Annotated in this window: 12 protein-coding genes; 7 read left to right on the top strand and 5 right to left on the bottom strand. The window is 60.6% G+C overall.

What is annotated here, in order from left to right:
• Positions 1 to 319 precede the first annotated feature (319 nt).
• Together CHU93_RS02130 and CHU93_RS02125 are read left to right on the top strand one after the other, a co-directional pair.
• Positions 320 to 733, top strand: coding sequence for an MbcA/ParS/Xre antitoxin family protein (locus tag CHU93_RS02130; RefSeq protein ID WP_094472550.1), 414 nt, complete (start codon positions 320 to 322; stop codon positions 731 to 733).
• Positions 730 to 1,464: an RES family NAD+ phosphorylase gene (locus CHU93_RS02125; protein WP_094472549.1), complete on the top strand. Its 735-nt coding sequence runs from the start codon at positions 730 to 732 to the stop codon at positions 1,462 to 1,464. Before CHU93_RS02130 ends, CHU93_RS02125 begins: the two co-directional genes overlap by 4 nt.
• A gap of 65 nt (positions 1,465 to 1,529) precedes the next feature.
• Here CHU93_RS02125 and CHU93_RS18240 read toward each other — a convergent pair whose 3' ends face one another.
• Entirely contained in the window at positions 1,530 to 1,985 is a 456-nt protein-coding gene (locus CHU93_RS18240; protein ID WP_423825884.1) for a DUF6933 domain-containing protein, read from the bottom strand.
• On the opposite strand from CHU93_RS18240, the gene istA reads away from it, so the two are divergent.
• Both istA and istB read left to right on the top strand, forming a co-directional pair.
• A complete protein-coding gene (istA, locus tag CHU93_RS02115) occupies positions 1,924 to 3,438 on the top strand; it encodes an IS21 family transposase (protein WP_094472548.1) in 1,515 nt (504 codons plus the stop codon). The two genes, CHU93_RS18240 and istA, sit on opposite strands and share 62 nt — an antisense overlap.
• Positions 3,425 to 4,153 carry an IS21-like element helper ATPase IstB gene (gene istB, locus CHU93_RS02110; RefSeq protein ID WP_094472547.1) on the top strand — a complete coding sequence of 243 codons (729 nt, stop codon included), beginning with the start codon at positions 3,425 to 3,427 and terminating at the stop codon, positions 4,151 to 4,153. The genes istA and istB overlap by 14 nt, the downstream gene beginning before the upstream one ends.
• A gap of 45 nt (positions 4,154 to 4,198) precedes the next feature.
• Here the strand turns inward: istB and CHU93_RS18235 are convergent, their stop codons facing one another.
• The 4 genes from CHU93_RS18235 to CHU93_RS02090 form a co-directional block, all read right to left on the bottom strand.
• A complete protein-coding gene (locus tag CHU93_RS18235; protein ID WP_106408468.1) occupies positions 4,199 to 4,558 on the bottom strand; it encodes a DUF6933 domain-containing protein in 360 nt (119 codons plus the stop codon).
• Between the two features lie 305 nt (positions 4,559 to 4,863).
• A complete protein-coding gene (locus tag CHU93_RS02100) occupies positions 4,864 to 7,923 on the bottom strand; it encodes a hypothetical protein (RefSeq protein WP_094472546.1) in 3,060 nt (1,019 codons plus the stop codon).
• Positions 7,924 to 7,926: 3 nt separating this feature from the next.
• A complete protein-coding gene (locus CHU93_RS02095; RefSeq protein ID WP_094472545.1) occupies positions 7,927 to 9,870 on the bottom strand; it encodes a patatin-like phospholipase family protein in 1,944 nt (647 codons plus the stop codon).
• Positions 9,863 to 11,593 carry a peptidoglycan-binding domain-containing protein gene (locus CHU93_RS02090; RefSeq protein ID WP_094472544.1) on the bottom strand — a complete coding sequence of 577 codons (1,731 nt, stop codon included), beginning with the start codon at positions 11,591 to 11,593 and terminating at the stop codon, positions 9,863 to 9,865. The genes CHU93_RS02095 and CHU93_RS02090 overlap by 8 nt, the downstream gene beginning before the upstream one ends.
• A 390-nt stretch (positions 11,594 to 11,983) precedes the next feature.
• Here CHU93_RS02090 and CHU93_RS02085 point away from each other — a divergent pair, with 390 nt between their 5' ends.
• The 3 genes from CHU93_RS02085 to CHU93_RS02070 all read left to right on the top strand — a co-directional run bounded on the left by CHU93_RS02085 (position 11,984) and on the right by CHU93_RS02070 (position 16,600).
• Positions 11,984 to 13,516, top strand: coding sequence for a hypothetical protein (locus CHU93_RS02085; protein ID WP_094472551.1), 1,533 nt, complete (start codon positions 11,984 to 11,986; stop codon positions 13,514 to 13,516).
• 11 nt (positions 13,517 to 13,527) lie between these two features.
• A complete protein-coding gene (locus CHU93_RS17255) occupies positions 13,528 to 14,658 on the top strand; it encodes a caspase family protein (RefSeq protein WP_165768565.1) in 1,131 nt (376 codons plus the stop codon).
• 247 nt (positions 14,659 to 14,905) lie between these two features.
• On the top strand, positions 14,906 to 16,600 hold the full coding sequence (locus CHU93_RS02070; protein ID WP_133064281.1) for a pYEATS domain-containing protein: 1,695 nt from the start codon (positions 14,906 to 14,908) through the stop codon (positions 16,598 to 16,600).
• Positions 16,601 to 16,694: the final 94 nt, after the last annotated feature.

Raw genomic sequence — 16,694 nt, 5'->3', positions numbered from 1 at the left:
AACCCGAAATCACCCGGCCGGTGAATAATCCGGGCTAGGTCGCGTAATTCGGACACGCCAATCAACCCATCAAAGCCCAATTTACCACCCTGTTTCCCCCGCCCACAATCATTTCCCGCATAGAAATTACGGGATGGAGTCCTGCTCGCCTCGACTGGTACAAGGCCCAAGGCTGCTTCACCGAGATCATCCGCTACCAGACCCGGCTTTTCGTGCCGATAGAAGGCGCAGCGAGCGTGATTGCCAGACTGGCATCATCGGCATAGTTTCTTGCCAAATGGCATTATCTTGAATATATGCTGCCATATGGAGAACTGCCATGTTGGCTCTGCAACCCGTTGATACTGCCGTTACCGCCTTCCGTCCCGATCCGATTACCCAGGACGAGGCAGCTGCCATGTTCCGGGCAGTCCTCAATCTGTTTGGCAAATGGGAGTTGACCGACGAGCAGGCTGCAACGCTGCTCGACATGCCAGTGCGCTCCTATCGCCGATGGAAGGCGGAAGGGCCGGGGCGCGTATCGCGTGACGGTCGTGCGCGCCTGTCCAACCTCATGGGGATCCACAAGGCGCTCCGGATCATCTTCTCCGAAGCGACCCGCGGGTATTCTTGGATCAGAGCAGCGAATGAAGCGTTCGGCGGAGCCAGTGCGCTCGACGTGATGCTGGGAGGCGAGCTGACCGACATCATGCGGGTGCGTCGCTACCTCGACGCCGAGCGCGGTGGCTGGTGAGCGAAGCACCAGAAATCCCCGTTTCTAGAGTTGAGTGGAAGGGCGCTGTCAGGATCATCCGCAGTGCCTTTCCGCCGATCGACCTGTTCGAAGACATCGCCGATCCCGCAGACTGGCCGCTGCTGATCTCGGCCGAGCAGAAGACCAATCCTCGCATCATGGCGACGATTGGTAATCTCGACCTCGTTCCGGTTGACCGCCGCGTCGGCGGCAACGGCGCCTCCTACCTCATGGCGCCGTTCACCCATGTCAGCACCGATCGACCGAGCCGCTTTACCGATGGCAGCTACGGCGTGCTCTACGTTGGGGACCGGTTCGAAACCGCGCTGTTCGAGACGATCCACCACCACGCCCGCTTCATGGCACGGACTAGGCAAGCTCCTGGCTGGACTTCGCAGTTCCGGGAAATCGTCATGTCCGTCGATGTAGACTTACATGATCTCCGAACTCTGGCGGGGAAGCCGGATTCGGCGCTCGATCCTGACAGCTATGCTGCATCTCAAGCGCTCGCGCGGCACCTCAGGGGCGCGGGGTCGAACGGGATTGCTTACCCGAGCATCCGGCACCCCGGCGGGGAATGCGTCGCGCTATTCTACCCGGACTGCGCATCAAATCCGCTCCAGGGACGGCACCTCGACTACCACTGGGATGGCGCGCGCGTTGACCTCGTGCGTGACGCTGGATCAGGGGCCGTTTTCCGTATCGTCGATCTGCCGCCCGATCCCGTTTGACCGCATGGGCTGGGTTTCCGGCCGAGTGGTGTACGATCTCCGCGAGCAATTGAAGGGCAGCCTACTCATGCTTGATCACCAGCCTTCACGAGTTCATGAAGGGCTTTGTCTGGCGAAACCGGGCCCTTGTAGAGTGGGCTGCACGGTGTCTCTGCTAGCTTGGCGGAAATTGCCAAGAGGTCGTCCTCATCACCCTTCTCATAGGCATAGGCGGCCAGCCAGAACTCGGCCTGCTTAACGAACTCATTGAGGATGCCTAAGACGCTGCGGTTCGCCGTCTTGGCGTACTGGACCTTGTCCATTCGCCAGACTTCCTGAGCGATGAATTCGCTCGGGACGCCGTGCTCTGTGGACCGGCGTGCAAAAGGGCCCCCGTTAGCGGGGTGATCGGCGTCTAAAAGGGACCCCTCATTCTGATGGTGTAGCGGACTGCCTGGTTTTCCAGGTGGTGAGATCGGGATGTTGGTGGTGGAGACGGTTGTTCGGATACGGCGGGAGCACGCGAGCGGGAAGGCGATCAAGGCGATTGCGCGGGATCTGCGGCTGTCGCGCAAGGTGGTGCGCAAAGCGATCCGGGCGCCGGAAGGCGCATTCGATTATCGCCGCACGGTTCAACCGCTGCCCCGGCTTGGGCCGTTCCAGGAGCGGCTCGACGTGCTGCTGACGGAGAACGAGGCCCGGCACCGGCGTGACCGGCTGCGCATGACCCGGATCCATGATCTGCTGTGCCGTGAGGGGTTCGAGGGATCCTACGACGCGGTCCGGCGCTACGCCCGGCGCTGGACACAAGCGCGGCGCAAGGATGCGGGTGATGGCGCGCCTGCCTTCATCCCGCTCATGTTCAAGCCTGGCGAGGCTTACCAGTTCGACTGGAGCCACGAGGATGTGGAGATCGCGGGCAAGCCGATGCGGGTGAAGGTGGCGCAGATGCGGCTGTGCGCGTCGCGGGCGGTCTACGTCAGGGCCTATCCGCGCGAGACGCAGGAGATGGTGTTCGACGCGCATGCGCGCGGCTTTGCCTTCTTCGGCGGTGTTCCTCTGCGCGGCATCTACGATAACATGAAGACCGCGGTCACCACCGTGTTCGTCGGCAAGGAGCGGGTGTTCAACCGCCGCTTTCTGGTCATGGCCGATCATTACATGGTCGAGCCCACGGCCTGCTCGCCGGCTGCGGGATGGGAGAAGGGTCAGGTTGAACACCAGGTGCAGACCATCCGGGGCCGCTTCTTCCAGCCTCGCCTGCGCTTTGCCAGCATCGAGGAGCTCAACGGTTGGCTGGAAGCTGAGTGCCTGCGCTGGGCCGCAACGCACGCGCATCCCGAGCAGAAGGAGCTGACTGTTGCCGAGGCGCTGGATCTCGAACGGCCAGCCCTGCAGCCGATGCTTGCGCCGTTCGACGGCTTCCATGAGACCGCGCATGCTGTGACCGGCACCTGCCTGATCAGCTTCGACCGCAACCGCTACTCGGTCATGGCCAAAGCGGCGCGGCGGGCCGTTCAGGTCCGCGCCTATGCCGATCGCATCGTCGTGCGCCTCGGCGACGAGCTCATCGCAGAGCATGCTCGGCACTTCGGCCGCGACCGGACGATCTATGATCCCTGGCATTACCTGCCCGTTCTGGCCAACAAGCCCGGCGCCCTGCGGAACGGTGCACCCTTCCAGGGCTGGGACCTGCCACCGGCACTGACGCGGTTGCGGCGCAAGCTGGGCGGCGGTGATGACGCCGACCGCCGCTTCGTGCGCGTGCTGGCATCGGTAATGACCGATGGCTTGGAAGCGGTCGAGGCCGCGATCCGGGAGGCGCTTAATAGCGGTGCTGTCAGCGACGAGGTCATCCTCAACATCCTGGCCCGATACCGGGACCCGCCATCCGAGCGCCCCCTGGATGTGGTCGCCGATCTCAAGCTCAGCCACCCGCCGATCGCGGACTGCGCGCGCTACGATACGGTGCGAGGCCTCCATGCAGCGGCATGAGATGATCGAGGCGATGCGTTCGCTCGGGCTCAAGGGCATGGCAGGAGCCTTCGACGAGGCGGTCACCACCGGGTTGCAGCGCAAGCGCACGACCCACGAGATCCTGACCGATCTGTTGCGCGCCGAAGCCGCGCATCGTCATGCCGCCTCGATCCGTTACCGCATGACCGCAGCCAAGCTGCCGGTAATCAAGGACCTCGACGCCTTCACGTTCGAGGGGACCCCGATCAACGAAGAGCTGGTGCGCTCCCTTCACGCAGGTTCGTTCCTGCCCGGTCGCCGCAACATCGTGCTCATCGGCGGCACAGGGACGGGCAAGACCCATCTGGCCACTGCGATCACCGCCAGCGTCGTGCGCGCCGGTGCCCGCGGGCGCTACTTCAACACGGTCGATCTCGTCACCAGGCTCGAGGAAGAAGCTCGCATCGGGAAGGCTGGCGCCATCGCTGCCCAGCTCGGCAGGCTCGACCTCGTGGTGCTCGACGAGCTGGGCTATCTGCCGTTCGCCCGATCCGGTGGGCAGCTCTTGTTCCATCTGATCAGCAAGCTCTACGAGCAGACCTCGGTCATCATCACCACCAACCTGGCCTTCGGCGAGTGGCCCACCGTGTTCGGCGATCCCAAGATGACCACCGCGCTGCTCGACCGTATCACCCACCATTGCGATATCATCGAGACCGGCAACGACAGCTGGCGCTTCAAAAATCGCAGCTGACCCAGTCAGAAAACCGACTTCGCGCTGCTGACGCCTCCGGTCGGGCTACGCCCTCCCTACGCCGCCAGCAGCGCGAAACACGCGCCCAGCATCAACCGATCCGCACAACCGCAGAGGGGTCCCTTTTGCACGCCGATAGGGGGTCCCGATTGAACGCCGATTGACACCGTGCTCCTTCAGAACCAGCGCCAATTGTGCGGGAAATCTGCGAGCAAGCGTAGTCGCTGGGGCCAGCGGCATAAGCACGGGAAGCAGCGCGCGTTCGGAAACCAGCAAAGCGAGTTGCGGTTTCCACAATATGATCGTGGCATACCAGTTGCCTAGTGCGGTGTCGCTTGCCTCAGGCGCAACAATTCCGGGTTTAATCCGATCAAACAGCTTCTTGGTGCAATGGAGGTGGAACATCACGGTGCAGGATAGGGTTTGGCTTCCAGCGCGTCCACTGAAGCTGCCGACCTTGCTGCCGAAATGGCAAGAACCGCCGCGATAGCGGCCGTTTAGGGAACCAGGCTGGAGCGTCGGAACCAGTCGTTTATTCACTGTCGTGGCGGGGCGCCTGAATGACGAGGGGTGGGACGAAGCCGCCGTTCGTACGCCCAGTGGTTTAGGTCAAACCGCGCGAGAGGTTCTGAAGATCGACTGACAAGTTGGTGCCCCTGTCTAAGGGGCAACCTACTTGGTGCTCACATCCAACCTGAAATCCAAGGCTACTAAAGGCTCACCCGGTCCTGCTGGCTCTTTTCACCAAATTGCGGGGTCATGGTAATGTGGAAATGCGGGTCCCCCAGTTGTGCCTCGGCCACTGCGGTGACCGATTGGTTGGAGGACAAAGCAATGAGGCTGAGCAGGAAGGCTTGGGTCGGACGACTGATCGAATCCTTGAACCACACGATCCATTCACGGTTGAGCTTGAGCCATTCGCGGCTCGAGGCAGCCAGAAGGGCTTCGCTTCGGCGATAATCTTTCTCGGTCCAACCTCCTTTGCCCGCGATATCGGCAGGATCAGCATCATAGATTTCGGCCATCAACTGCAGCAGATTGGCGAGACCTTCGAGCGCCAGCATCGCATTGATCAGATTGGCCATGGGCGGCCCGACATCGCGTGGGCCGTTGGCGATCCTGCCGTCACGACGAGCCACGGGCACACCCGCCTGTCGCCGCTCAGACTGGAGGTAGCCGAAGAGTAAGGCGCGATCGGCCTCCTTCTGCTTGGTCGAGAAGAAGCCGGCATCCCCTGCGTCGGCAAGTTCTGCGAGCAAGCTGCTTTCCTTGAGGCGGCCTGTGCGTACCATGGCATCGAGGCCCGCTGCAAAGACTTGGGTCGTCTCCGGGAATGCGTCCTTTGTCTTGAGCTCAGCTTGCAAAGCCCTGCCGAGTTCCAACAATTGCTGCAGGTCTGTGCTGCCGAGCGTCATCGCGACGGTGATGTCGCCCGCTGGATGCTTCGCATCGCTACCGCTGGACGGCACCCAGCTCTCATAGATCGCACCAGCCTTGTCGACGCGATCGCGCCTGACCAGACCGGCATCGGCGAGACCGGTGAGGTAGCCCGTGACTTCGCCTGCCTTGAGAGACTTGTCCCGATGCGACGCGACAATCCCGACGGTGATTGCCTGCGTGGTTCGCGTGCGGTGCAGGTCACTGTCCATTGCAGCCACGCGCGCGAGCATAAGGTCGAGCGTGCTGACGAAGGTCAGAGTACGCCCTTCACGGGGGCCATTCACTTCCTTGGTCAATTCGCCGCGGGCGAACACCACGATGTCGCCATTGCCGACGAGCCGAATTTCCGCCTCGCTCGCGAGGAGTTCGAACGCGCTTATCTCCAGACCGAACCCGACGAAGGCAAAGCCCAGCTTTGTGCTTGCCCTGCTGAACCGGCGGATCGACGAGCGATCCCGGTCGAGCGTGAAACCAGGCACCGTGCGACCATCATCGAAGAGAGTTTGCAAGCCGGACAACTTGCCACGCAGGAGCTGGCCGTACAGTGCTTCAGCCTCAGGCGTGCAAGCGTCGATCATCCCGACGACTTCCATTTCGAGACCCGTTTCGAGCTGCTCATCGAGCGACAGTTGCACGCCGATCTTCCGCATTGCGCTCTCGCCGGTCTTTTCGACGGCACGACGGAGCAAGCCATCGAAGCGCTCGATCAGCGCACGCAGGCCGGCGGCAGCGTCATCGGCTTTCTCCACTTTCTTGCCGATCTCGACACCGATCGCCTGCAGCGCTTTGCCTACATCCTTCGGTTTTGCCTTGGTGGAGACATCCTCGATCGTTTCGTTCACCGCGGTCTGGAACAAGCCGACGATCTTCCCGACTGCGTCACTGAGAAGTTCGCGGGCACCATCCTGGGCCAGCGTCGGAAGAGCTGCGACAATGCCTGCGACGGCCTCGCTTGCCTTGTCTTGAGCCAGGCCAGTTGCCAGACCTGCCACTTCGCCAAGCTTGTCCGCGGCTTTGGCGAAAAGGAGTTCCTCCAAGGCTGAAGCATCCGCATCCGAAGTACCGAGCAGCACGCCGAGATCTGCGGTCAGACCGTCGCGCAACGCAGGATCCTTGATCAGCTTGCTTGCCAGATTTGACAGCTCTGTCGCGAGCTTGGTTCTGATCCACGTCCCCGGATTGAGGAACGGCCGAATCCGATCCAGCTCGGATGACCATTCGCCCAGCGCTTCATCGAGAACGGCATGGATCCGCCCGACAAGCGGTGCCAGATCTAGTTCGAGGCCGAGGCCAACGCCCCAGTTATTGGCGGCTGACTTGTTCCGCGAAAGCGCGATCAGCAGCCGCTGCTTGCCGAGTGCGGCCGAGCCGATGGAGCGCACCGACAGAACGTAGGCGGCCTTGCGCTTGAAGGATGTTTTGACAGTGATCCCAAGCTTTCCGGCAAGAACTTTCGGGAGATCGATGTCCCGACCAAATGAGAGAGCAAGATCAGTATCTACGTACCCGTCAATTGCGACAATAACGCCTTCAAGTCGGGTGGTGGCCATGGCATTCCACACAGGACGCAGCGCAAATGGAGATGGCAGGTCGGGAAGCGCGCGCAAAACCTCTGAGGCATAAATGGCGTTCGTATCAGCAGGGCGGACGAAGTACATGAGCTCAGCCGCGCCGCCCGCAGCAACATCCGCGCTGAGCGAGCCGGAGCTGAAGGGAAGTTTCCCGCCTGCCTTTGCCTCGAGACGGCCCCCGAGCGTCAACTGTAGCAACCCCGGCGTGACGGCGTCCCGTCGGTAGGGCCACAGCGCACCAGCCTCGCAGGACAGTTCAACATCGGCGGATAGGGCAAGGTTGAAATCAACTTTTCCAGTCGTCCCAGCGGCTTCCTCACGGAGCAGGCTAAGGGGCAGGCTCACCTTGCCGGGATCAGCACCGTCCACCCAGTCGTCCCGAAAGCCTAGTGGCTGGGGCGCATCCTCAGCGCTCGCTGATTCTGTTTCTGCGAAGGCCGCCAACGGAGCGGCCAGAAGTTTCGCAGCCTCGGGGAGCTGATCGTAGACTTCGGTTGAGGCGAGCAGCTTGGTCCGGAGCTCCGCAAGGCCAAGCGCATCAAACGCTTCGACCACCAGGTCATTCTCGAGCTTTCCGCGCAGGAACGCGAGCAAGCTCTCGATGGAATCGATCGTTTCGCCTTCGGCCAGGTTGTTGAGCTTGGCTGCTAGTGCGGTCCACTGCTCTCCTATTGTGGCTAGCGACTGGAGCCAATCGAGATCGCGCGTGAAGGCAACGGCCTTATCGCCGATGGTCAGGATATCGGAGAGCTTGGTCATGTCTTACTCCGCAGTCGTGCTGGCAGCGTCCGCTGAACCGGGCTGGGCAGGGGCACTCCTTTCGCCAGGAACGGGCGAAACCCAGACCTCAAGGACGTCACCGTTGATAATGGAAAACGGCTTGGGCTTTGTGACACCAGGTGTGCCTCGGGCAGCATTGATCGCATCGGCAAGCGCCGTAGCCGGCTGCTGGTTTGCGCCTGAGTAACGCACCTCATTCAGCTTCCTGGCTAAAACTGTCCGCTCACCGCTGGTACTCTGCGTGTCCCAGCCGGAGGAACGCAGAGTCTGGTTCAGGTTCGCGATTTGGGATCGCTGGAAACCTGCAAACTGGATGTAGACTTTCTGTCGATATCCGGCAGTGCCCAGCGGTGTAGGCACCTGGTCTATAAGTCCGGTCGAGGCGACCTGCGATTTTGCCGCCTCGATGTTGGACTGAGAAAATGCAATCCCGTCGAACGCGATTCTGTTGGCACGATCGACATCCTTCAGGGTCAGAGCTTCCCTGATCTGCCGCATGTCGGCTTGAAGCTTTTCCAGCGCTTGCTCCTTACTCGTGCGCTCTGCATCCTCACGCGTTCGAGCCGCTGTCAGTTTTGCCGAGTAGTGATTGACGGCGAGGTACACGGCCGTCGCAAAAGCCGCGACGGCAAACCATAGCAGCAAGACTGTCCAATCCCGGTCGAAGAAAAGTGAACCCCAGCGACGACTGGCAGCCGCTTCGCTCAGACTATCGTAACGCTCCACAGTTGCGGCCCGTGCATCCACGGCACCGGCCAGTGCTGTGGTGGGAGAGCCGCCAGTATCGCCGATCTGGGCCTTCGCAAGGCGCGTACCATGTTCGACAAGCAACCGGGCAAGCGCCGGGTCGAAGCGATCAAGGTCAGTCCTGACAAGACGCATGCGTTGCTGAACCGAACGGGTCAAAGCCGGATCAGTCACGGTCTCGCTGATCCGGATCGTGTGGACTGCGGACTGCTTGTCTGGATCGTCGAGGTCTTCGATGTCGTCTTTGGCGAGATCTGCGATGCGATGCATCAGGATGTCACTCGCACGGACGTTGCGCGCGACGACGCCTGCATAGGTTTTGCCTGTCTGGGCCCGGAACGAGCCGCCCGCGTCCGAGATGATGAGCATGACGGGGCGCACTGTTCCGCGTCCGTGATCTCGCTTGAACTTCTCAATGCCAAGATTGTCGAACACACCACCGTCGGAAAGCAATAACGCGTTGCGGAAGGCTTCGTCACGGGGATTGGCCAGTTGCGCCTCGGTCAGTTCCATCGGTGGGAACATTGGCGGAAAGGCGCTTGATGCCGCAACCGCGAAACTGAGCCGCATATGACCACACGGCGCCCTGCGTGGGCCGGTCGGGTCGGCCCGATCATGCAGTTCGATCTCGAAGTCTGCGCCCGAGAACGAGCACAGCTCGCCAGTCTGGAAGCTGGTCGTGAGGATGTGGCCGGTGGGGACGCCGGTCTCCTGTTCCAGCCTGCTGAAGCTGGCCGCTTTCAGGAGTGCCTCGTATTCCTGCTGCAGCCAATAGGTGCGGGTGCCAAGGTCGGGTCGAGCCTGAACAATGCGTCCCACAAGCGGCATGCTTGCCATTGCGGCAAGCACCCGGCAGGCGGGGCCGAGCAGAATCCAGCGGCGCAGGATGCGGTCGCGAATATTGCGCCGCGCGAAGGTCAACAGTTCCTGCTCGACCTTGGAGAACTCGTCGTCGTCCGGCGAAGAGTAGCTGCTCCAATTCGCCAGCATATGGGCCGCGAGAATGCTGCCGCCGGACACGGAGTAGATGTCGGTAACCCGCGTGATGGCCTTGGCACCGTCGATCTCAAGTTGGCGCAGATGTTTTACAACACCAAGGTGAAATAGCGTTGCGCGAAGTCCGCCGCCCGAAAGGCAAAGCGCGATGCCGTGTTTACGGGCCCCCGCAGTCTCAGACATGGAACCCGTCCAATACCCCGCTGCTCTTCAATGTAACGACCGCCGCTGCGACGGTGTCGACCCGTGACTTGTACTTCGCTGCGCCGATCTGGCGCAGGGCTCCGATCCGGTCTGGCTTAGCTAAAGCGGCGGCAATTTCCTGGATCGATCCGCGCCCTTGGTGCCTAATGTCCATGATCCAAAGGGCTTCTTCCCAATCTGCCCCGGTAAAGGCTGGCACCTTGTTTTTAACGTAAGCGAGCTTGCTCTTCATGGTCGCGACGAAGACATCGATCTGGAACTGTCGGGCCCGCGTATCCAGCTTGAGCCACAGCATCAAGCGCGCCGCAGCGTTGAGCTCGTTTTCATCGACTTCTGTCGGCGAGGAATTGAGATAACGCATGAACTCGACAATTTGTGTTTCCTTGCGTCCGTTCGGACGCACAACTTCCGTTTCCCGCTCCAGATCAACGAAGGTTGCACCTTGCACGAGATGGATTGTTGTGCGCCCTGCTGCATTGGGACGAAGGGACAAGTCTGGAAAATAGTGGGCTGCTTCCGGCAGGGCGAGGAGAAGCCGAACATATTCAACGAGGTTCTCACGTGGCGTGTGTGCGGCAAATTGAGGAGCACCAAACGTGAACGCAGCGCGGTCATATGTGTTCAACGTGGCGAAGCGCGCACCACCTTCCGCGGTCAGCGTCGGTTCAATGAAATGTGCCCATTGCCCAAGTGCGGAAAAGTCGGCCGCTCTATACACACCGAACTGAAGGGTATCCTGGATTGTCTGGGTGCCCTGCCTCAGACCGACCCGGCTCATGTCGTCATGATAGGAAGTCGCTGATCCGATCTTAAAGGAGAAACCACTGGCCGTGAGGGCGACATAGAATGGCCCCTGCTTCTGGATGGATGCTATAGTGTCGATCGGGGCGGCCTGCGGTTGCGAGACGACGGGCTCCGTTGGCCCCTTAGGGGTCTTCAGGCTCTCGTAGGCGGCAATATCCGCAGGCGTTGGGACGATCGGGAAAGACAGACCTAGCCTGTCGGCGCTGTTCTTGCCAAACACGCCATCAACTTCGATGCCGCTCGCAATCTGGAACGAGACGAGGGCACTATGGGTTTGATGGCCGAAGTCTCCGTCGATCGGACCCGGATCAACGCCTTTCTTTTGCAGTGCTCGCTGCAGGACAAGAACATTGGCGCCCTTGAAGTGCGGCTTCTTTTCCCAAAGATAGCCGGTAGTGGACAGCTTAGGCTTCGCCGTAAGTTCAGCGGTGCCTGTGGCAACGTCGTCATAGTCGACACCCGGCAGCATGCAGCCGAAGCTCCAAGTGCGCTCTGCCGCACCAGAAAAGATTCCGACCCCGAATGCGGCGCCTCGTGCTTCGAGTGTGCGGTCACCATCACCCATGGCGAAGGCGACGTGACCGATCTTGCCGGCCTTTGGCACCCTGATCAGTGCCGCTCCGGGGATTCTGAGCGCGTCCTCCCAGGCGATAACTCGCCCATACTTCTTCGCGTCGTCCGCCCAATGACCCGAATAAGGTTCAGCCTTGGCCACATTCTTAGTTGCGCCAACTCCAAACAGGAAACCAAAGGCCTGGTAGACGCACCAAGACGCAAACTCGGCGCAGTCCCACGGCCCTGACCAGTTTGGATTGTCGAGGGGAACGTTCGAGCCAAGGATGTACCTCTGGCCTATGCGCGATGATCCGATTTCAAGGATGTGGGCAGCAGGATTCATCGGTTATCCTATTTCGCTTGATTCTGAATATAGAATGTTATATATTTTCGCCGCTTACGCTAGTGATTCCAAATCGTTTTAAAAAATTACGTTTCAGACACATTTGTTTGTGCCCATTCAGCCTACGATAGTGATGAATGGCTGGTAGAGATTGCTCCAAAATGGTGTTAAAACTGATCATTGGACCTCAATCCTACTTTTTGCTGGAAATTCTGCGTTTCTCTAATGCATTAAGATAATTAATAGTCAATATCGGAGCATGAAATCGACACAATGGGTGACCTGCCGCTGACCGTATTTTTAGCTTCTGTCTTGAGAGCGTAGTTCTATAAATGCGATTGCAGGTTGAGAATGCTGTAGGATCCACGCAGGTATTGAATGGAGACTCCGATGACTGCCGGCAATTCTCCAACTTTGATCCTTACGCGCAATGGTAAGGCTGATCCCGGTCAGGAGGTTCAGCTTGCGGCGCTCAAGACGCGGTTGCAGCAGCCCGACGCGCGGCTGCTCCTGCATCTCCACGGCGGGCTGGTTAATCAGGCATCGGGTGAAGCAGCCGCTCAGCGGCTAGCGGGAAGTGGCGACAACAGCTGGCAGCTAGGGCCCGACTGGGCCCAGCTTTACGTGATCTGGCGTACAGGTGCCTTCGAGACGCTGGCAACCAACTGGACCGACCTTGTCCATGATGACCGCTTGTACCAGACGATCTTGCGCAAGCTGATATCGTTTGTCGGCGGCAAACTGGGCATGCCGGCCATCGGTGGTACGCGTGCAGCAGCTAGCACTTTCGGCTTCGACGAAGCGGAAATTCATCGCAGAATCATCGGCCAAGGTGACCGCCGCGACCCGTTCGGAGAGATCGACGTCCACCTTGCGCCTGAGCTGCCAACAGGTGCGCGAGCGGCCTTGATCACGCCGCAGGACGAGGGTGAACTTGCGCTCGAATTTCAGGCTCAGCTTGCGGCCGATGATCAATTTCAGCTTGCGACGGGCGAGATCGGGGCATTTACCGAGGTGGTCGCAGGCACACGCGGTATCTCCTCGCTGGCTGGCATTCTCGAGCCTGACGATGGGCGTTCGCTCGCGCGGCTTGATGCATCTGTGCGGGCTGAGATCGCCGCTGCGATCCCTGCTGGTGGCCCGTCAAGGGGCGCGGTTTCGGTGGGTGTGTCCGTGCTCAAACATGCCGGAATGATTGCCTACCGTGTGTTCAAGCGCTTTCGCAATCGACGGGATCACGGGTTCCATGCCACGATTGTCGAGGAAATCTGCCGCGAGCTTTACGGCGATCTGGTCGGCGCGAAGGTTTGGGGCATGATGGTGCAGGATGCCGCCGACCACTTCGCACCCGGAGGCTTTGGCACAACCTTGCTCGATTTGCTCAAGGACGTACCCGCTCCTCAGCGCTTCGCGGTCACTGCGCACAGCGCGGGCTCAATCTGGGCTTCGCGGATGCTCCTTGCGCTGGCCGCCCGCAATCAGACAGCGAGGCTTCGGCTCATTATGCTGGCTCCTGCGGCGCGCCATGACCTGTTTGCCGAGACAGTTGGGGCGGCGGGCAACCGGATCGAACTCTGCCGGATGTTCACGATGACCGACGAACTGGAGCGCAAGGACGCGGTGCTTGGCCATGAAAAAGGCTACATTTATCCCTCATCCTTGCTTTACTGCGTGTCGGGCCTGTTCGAAGAGCGCTCTGCCGCAGCCTACCCCGACGCGCCACTTGTTGGCATGCAGCGCTATGCTGGCGTTACCTGGCTTGATCCGGATGAGGCCAGCAATGCCCAGACGATTACAGGCTTCTTTTCTGCACCCGGTCGCGGCATCGTCACTTCGCCCACGCCCGGAATCACGATGGCCGATTGCCATGGCTGCTTCGATGACGAACCGTTGACGCTCAAGAGCGCCGCGGCCCTGTTCTGAGGCGTCGTCCATTGGCCAACTATGCCCTCGTCGTCGGGATCAACGAGTACCCCGCTTTGTCCGGCCTCGGTCCTCTCAAAGGGGCAGTGGCAGATGCCTGCGATTTTGCCGAATGGGTGATCGATCCGGATGGCGGTGCCGTTACGCCGGACAAGCTCTTCTTCTGGGTTCACCCATGGCCAGCAACACTCACTGCCGCATTGACCGATGCCTTGGCAGCCGGGGAGACTCAGTGGGACAATCCATTTACGGACTGGGCGCTCCCGGATCGAGCGCGCGCACCAACCGCTGCGGAAATCATCAACACCCTTGAACGCACCGGCCGAGCACTACGCGCCGCTGCGTTCGGTGGCGGGGGAGATGCCGGTCCGCACCGGGTCTACGTTTTCCTTGCCGGCCACGGTCTGCGCACTATGGAGGTCGGTGGCAATCTCTTCCAAACTTGCTTTGTCGCCCGCAATTTCCGCCCAGCAGCCAGCAACTCTGCCGACGGACTGGTACCCTGTACCAGCTTTCGGAGGTCGCTACGCAATGAGCGCTTCGATGAAGTTCTTCTTTTCCTTGATTGCTGTCGCAACGAATTCCCTATCACATCGCTGCGCGCGCTGCCGCTTTGTGACTTGATCAACGATCGCGACCGTCCGCAGTGGAGCGTGGGCCACGCGACCAAGGACAGTGGCCTGGCTCACGAAACGACCACGCCTCCCTATCGCGGCGCCTTTACCAAGACTCTCGTCACCGGCTTGCGGACTTGCCGAGACGAACGGACGGGTTTGCTCACCGTGGACCGACTCGATATCTACGTGCGAGAAAATATTCAGCATGAAACTGCGTCGGGCCAGGTGCCGTACTTCGACTTCGCGCCTCCCGATGCACCATTGGTTTTGGCGACAGGCATGCCCGCAATCCCGAAGCAACCGGGTCCGATGGTCGATCTTTCGGCACTACCACCAGGCAGCCTTGTGATACTCAAAGACGGGGCAAATCGCATCGTTCCGGATGTCGATCCGCTGGTCGCAGATGCAGACGCAGTCCAGCTGCCTCCCTTGTCCGATGGGCTCTATTCGCTCGAACCTGCCGACCAGCCCGACCGCGCGACCCTTTTCAAGCAACCGAGAGACCGGCATGTCATCGTCTCCTGAACCAAAGCGAAAGCGCCGAGAAGGCCAGCTCGAGATCACCACTCGAGCCGGCGTCGCCTGGCGCGTGCTCGATGGCGGGGGGCGCGAGCTCCGGAGGGGTACCGGCAATGCTGCGCTGAGCCTTCCTGAAGGTCTTTACGCCGTCGAATGGACATCGGCTGGCGTGCGCAGCGATGAGCTCGTCCGCGTTGTTCCCGGAGATAGACGGGCCACAGCGGAATATGTGCCGCTACCTACGGAGCCTTCATTGTCGACGAAATCGTCAGTGCTGACAAGGCTTCCTGACGCGCCGCAGCTCATGAAGCAGGCCGAAGCGGCGGCCGAACCGCGTGAGAAACATGGATCGGCCATTGTGGTGATTACCACGGCCGCTGGTGGAGGCTCTGCTCCTCTTTCGCCGATGCGCCTTTACAATGAACGCGACGTGGCCATGCGCGCAGATCGCGAAGCCGGGCGCGGCGTCGACCTGCAGCAGGACGAAGCTATCCGGTACTACGACGTGCCACCGGGGACCTTCCTGTTGTCGTTCGCCGCCCAAACGGGCGAAACAATGCAGCAGACAGTGCCGGCACTACCCGGCAGGCGCACCTTCGTTCTTTGCGAGGGATCTACAGCCAAGGTCCTAGTCGCAGCCGGACAAGGCTTCGAACAATTGATCCGTGCCGGCATCGATCCCGCGCGAACCGTGATCGTATCAGTCAGAGGCGACGAAACAGACGACCGTATACGCGAGCGGGTGCGGCTAGCACGCGTGCTGCTGCACGATATTGCCACTGGCGGGAGCTCGCTCGACAATTCGCTCCTGGCTATTCTCGACAACCCTACCACCGATCCACTGCTCCGTTTGTACGGAGCAGCGACGGTCGTGGCACGGCTGACGTCGCGCCAATCTCCGCTCGCTGGCGAAACATGGCCGAAGCGAGGCATAGGCGCCTTTCGGCAGCAATGGGTAGAGCGCGCGATCGCTTGGCTCAGGGTCGACAAGGCCATGACGATCGGACCCGATGAGACTGTGCTGCGTTGGAGGCTGGGAGAGATGGGCAACAGCCGGCGACGGCTTCAGGGGCAGCGCCGCATTGCCCGTCCGCCCATGTTGGCGCAGGTCTGGCGCTGGGCTGTCGAGGCCAGCATCGACGAGCCTGCCGTTATCGAACAAACCGCCGCTATCATTGCTGTCACGCGGTCTGCGGTAGGAGCCGAGCCTTGGCTCTGCTGGAAGGCAGCAGCAGCAAAGGCCGCCCCAAGTGCACTCCCGCCAGCAAGGCGATCCTCCGCAAGCATTTACAAACTCGTTGCTGAGGCGATGACAAAGGCAAGAGAAATCGGGTCCGTTGGCCTCGATGCGATTCTCGAACAGCTCACGCCCGAAGCCGGGGCAGCCGCTGTTAACCTGGGTAAACAGATCAATCAGGTACGGCCTGACATCGCCGAACTTGCCGTGTCACTTGGCCTCCCAGCAAGCGCCCTATTGCGGCGTCTCAATCGGACCAGCCAGGAAATCGATGCCGTTCTTGCGAACTCTGATGGCGCTGATCGCAAGGGAAGCAAAGGCGTAAGGGTTGAAGCGCCAATTAGTCCCCCTGCAATGTCCCGGCCGATCCAAGAACCAGACGATCCGCAAAAGGGACGCTTTGGCGGGATCGCCGAAAGACACCACTTTGTCCTGTCAGCACAATTCTTTGCCACTCGCAATCCAGGCTGGACCCGGATCAGACTGACGATCGCCGGTCCTGCGCGGGATGGGGAGCTTGCGCGGTTCTATGTCCATGACAGCTTTGTGCCACCCGAACTTGAAGGCTCGTTCCTCAAAGGCCGTGCGAGCGTTGAGGTGACGGCGTGGGGAGGCTTCACGGTTGGGGGATGGATTCCATCGGCTAAACTCGAGCTCGAGCTCGATCTGGCCCAGATGCCTGATGCGCCTGAACCCATACGAACTCGATAGCGATCTGATCTAAGACCATATTTGATCGATCCGCGGGATCGCGCTATTGCGCGGATCTAGCCCGGATTATTCACCGGCCGGGTGATTTCGGGTT

Origin of the sequence: Sandarakinorhabdus cyanobacteriorum (assembly GCF_002251755.1) — a bacterium.
Lineage (GTDB): Bacteria > Pseudomonadota > Alphaproteobacteria > Sphingomonadales > Sphingomonadaceae > Sandarakinorhabdus > Sandarakinorhabdus cyanobacteriorum.
This window is presented reverse-complemented; position numbering and strand designations above follow the sequence as displayed.

Coding starts and splice junctions, on each gene's coding strand:
- CHU93_RS02085 (WP_094472551.1), top strand. CDS start 11,984: ATGACTGCCGGCAATTCTCCAACTTTGATCCTTACGCGCAATGGTAAG.
- CHU93_RS02100 (WP_094472546.1), bottom strand. CDS start 7,923: ATGACCAAGCTCTCCGATATCCTGACCATCGGCGATAAGGCCGTTGCC.
- istA (WP_094472548.1), top strand. CDS start 1,924: ATGTTGGTGGTGGAGACGGTTGTTCGGATACGGCGGGAGCACGCGAGC.
- CHU93_RS02095 (WP_094472545.1), bottom strand. CDS start 9,870: ATGTCTGAGACTGCGGGGGCCCGTAAACACGGCATCGCGCTTTGCCTT.
- CHU93_RS02090 (WP_094472544.1), bottom strand. CDS start 11,593: ATGAATCCTGCTGCCCACATCCTTGAAATCGGATCATCGCGCATAGGC.
- CHU93_RS02130 (WP_094472550.1), top strand. CDS start 320: ATGTTGGCTCTGCAACCCGTTGATACTGCCGTTACCGCCTTCCGTCCC.
- CHU93_RS18235 (WP_106408468.1), bottom strand. CDS start 4,558: ATGTTCCACCTCCATTGCACCAAGAAGCTGTTTGATCGGATTAAACCC.
- istB (WP_094472547.1), top strand. CDS start 3,425: ATGCAGCGGCATGAGATGATCGAGGCGATGCGTTCGCTCGGGCTCAAG.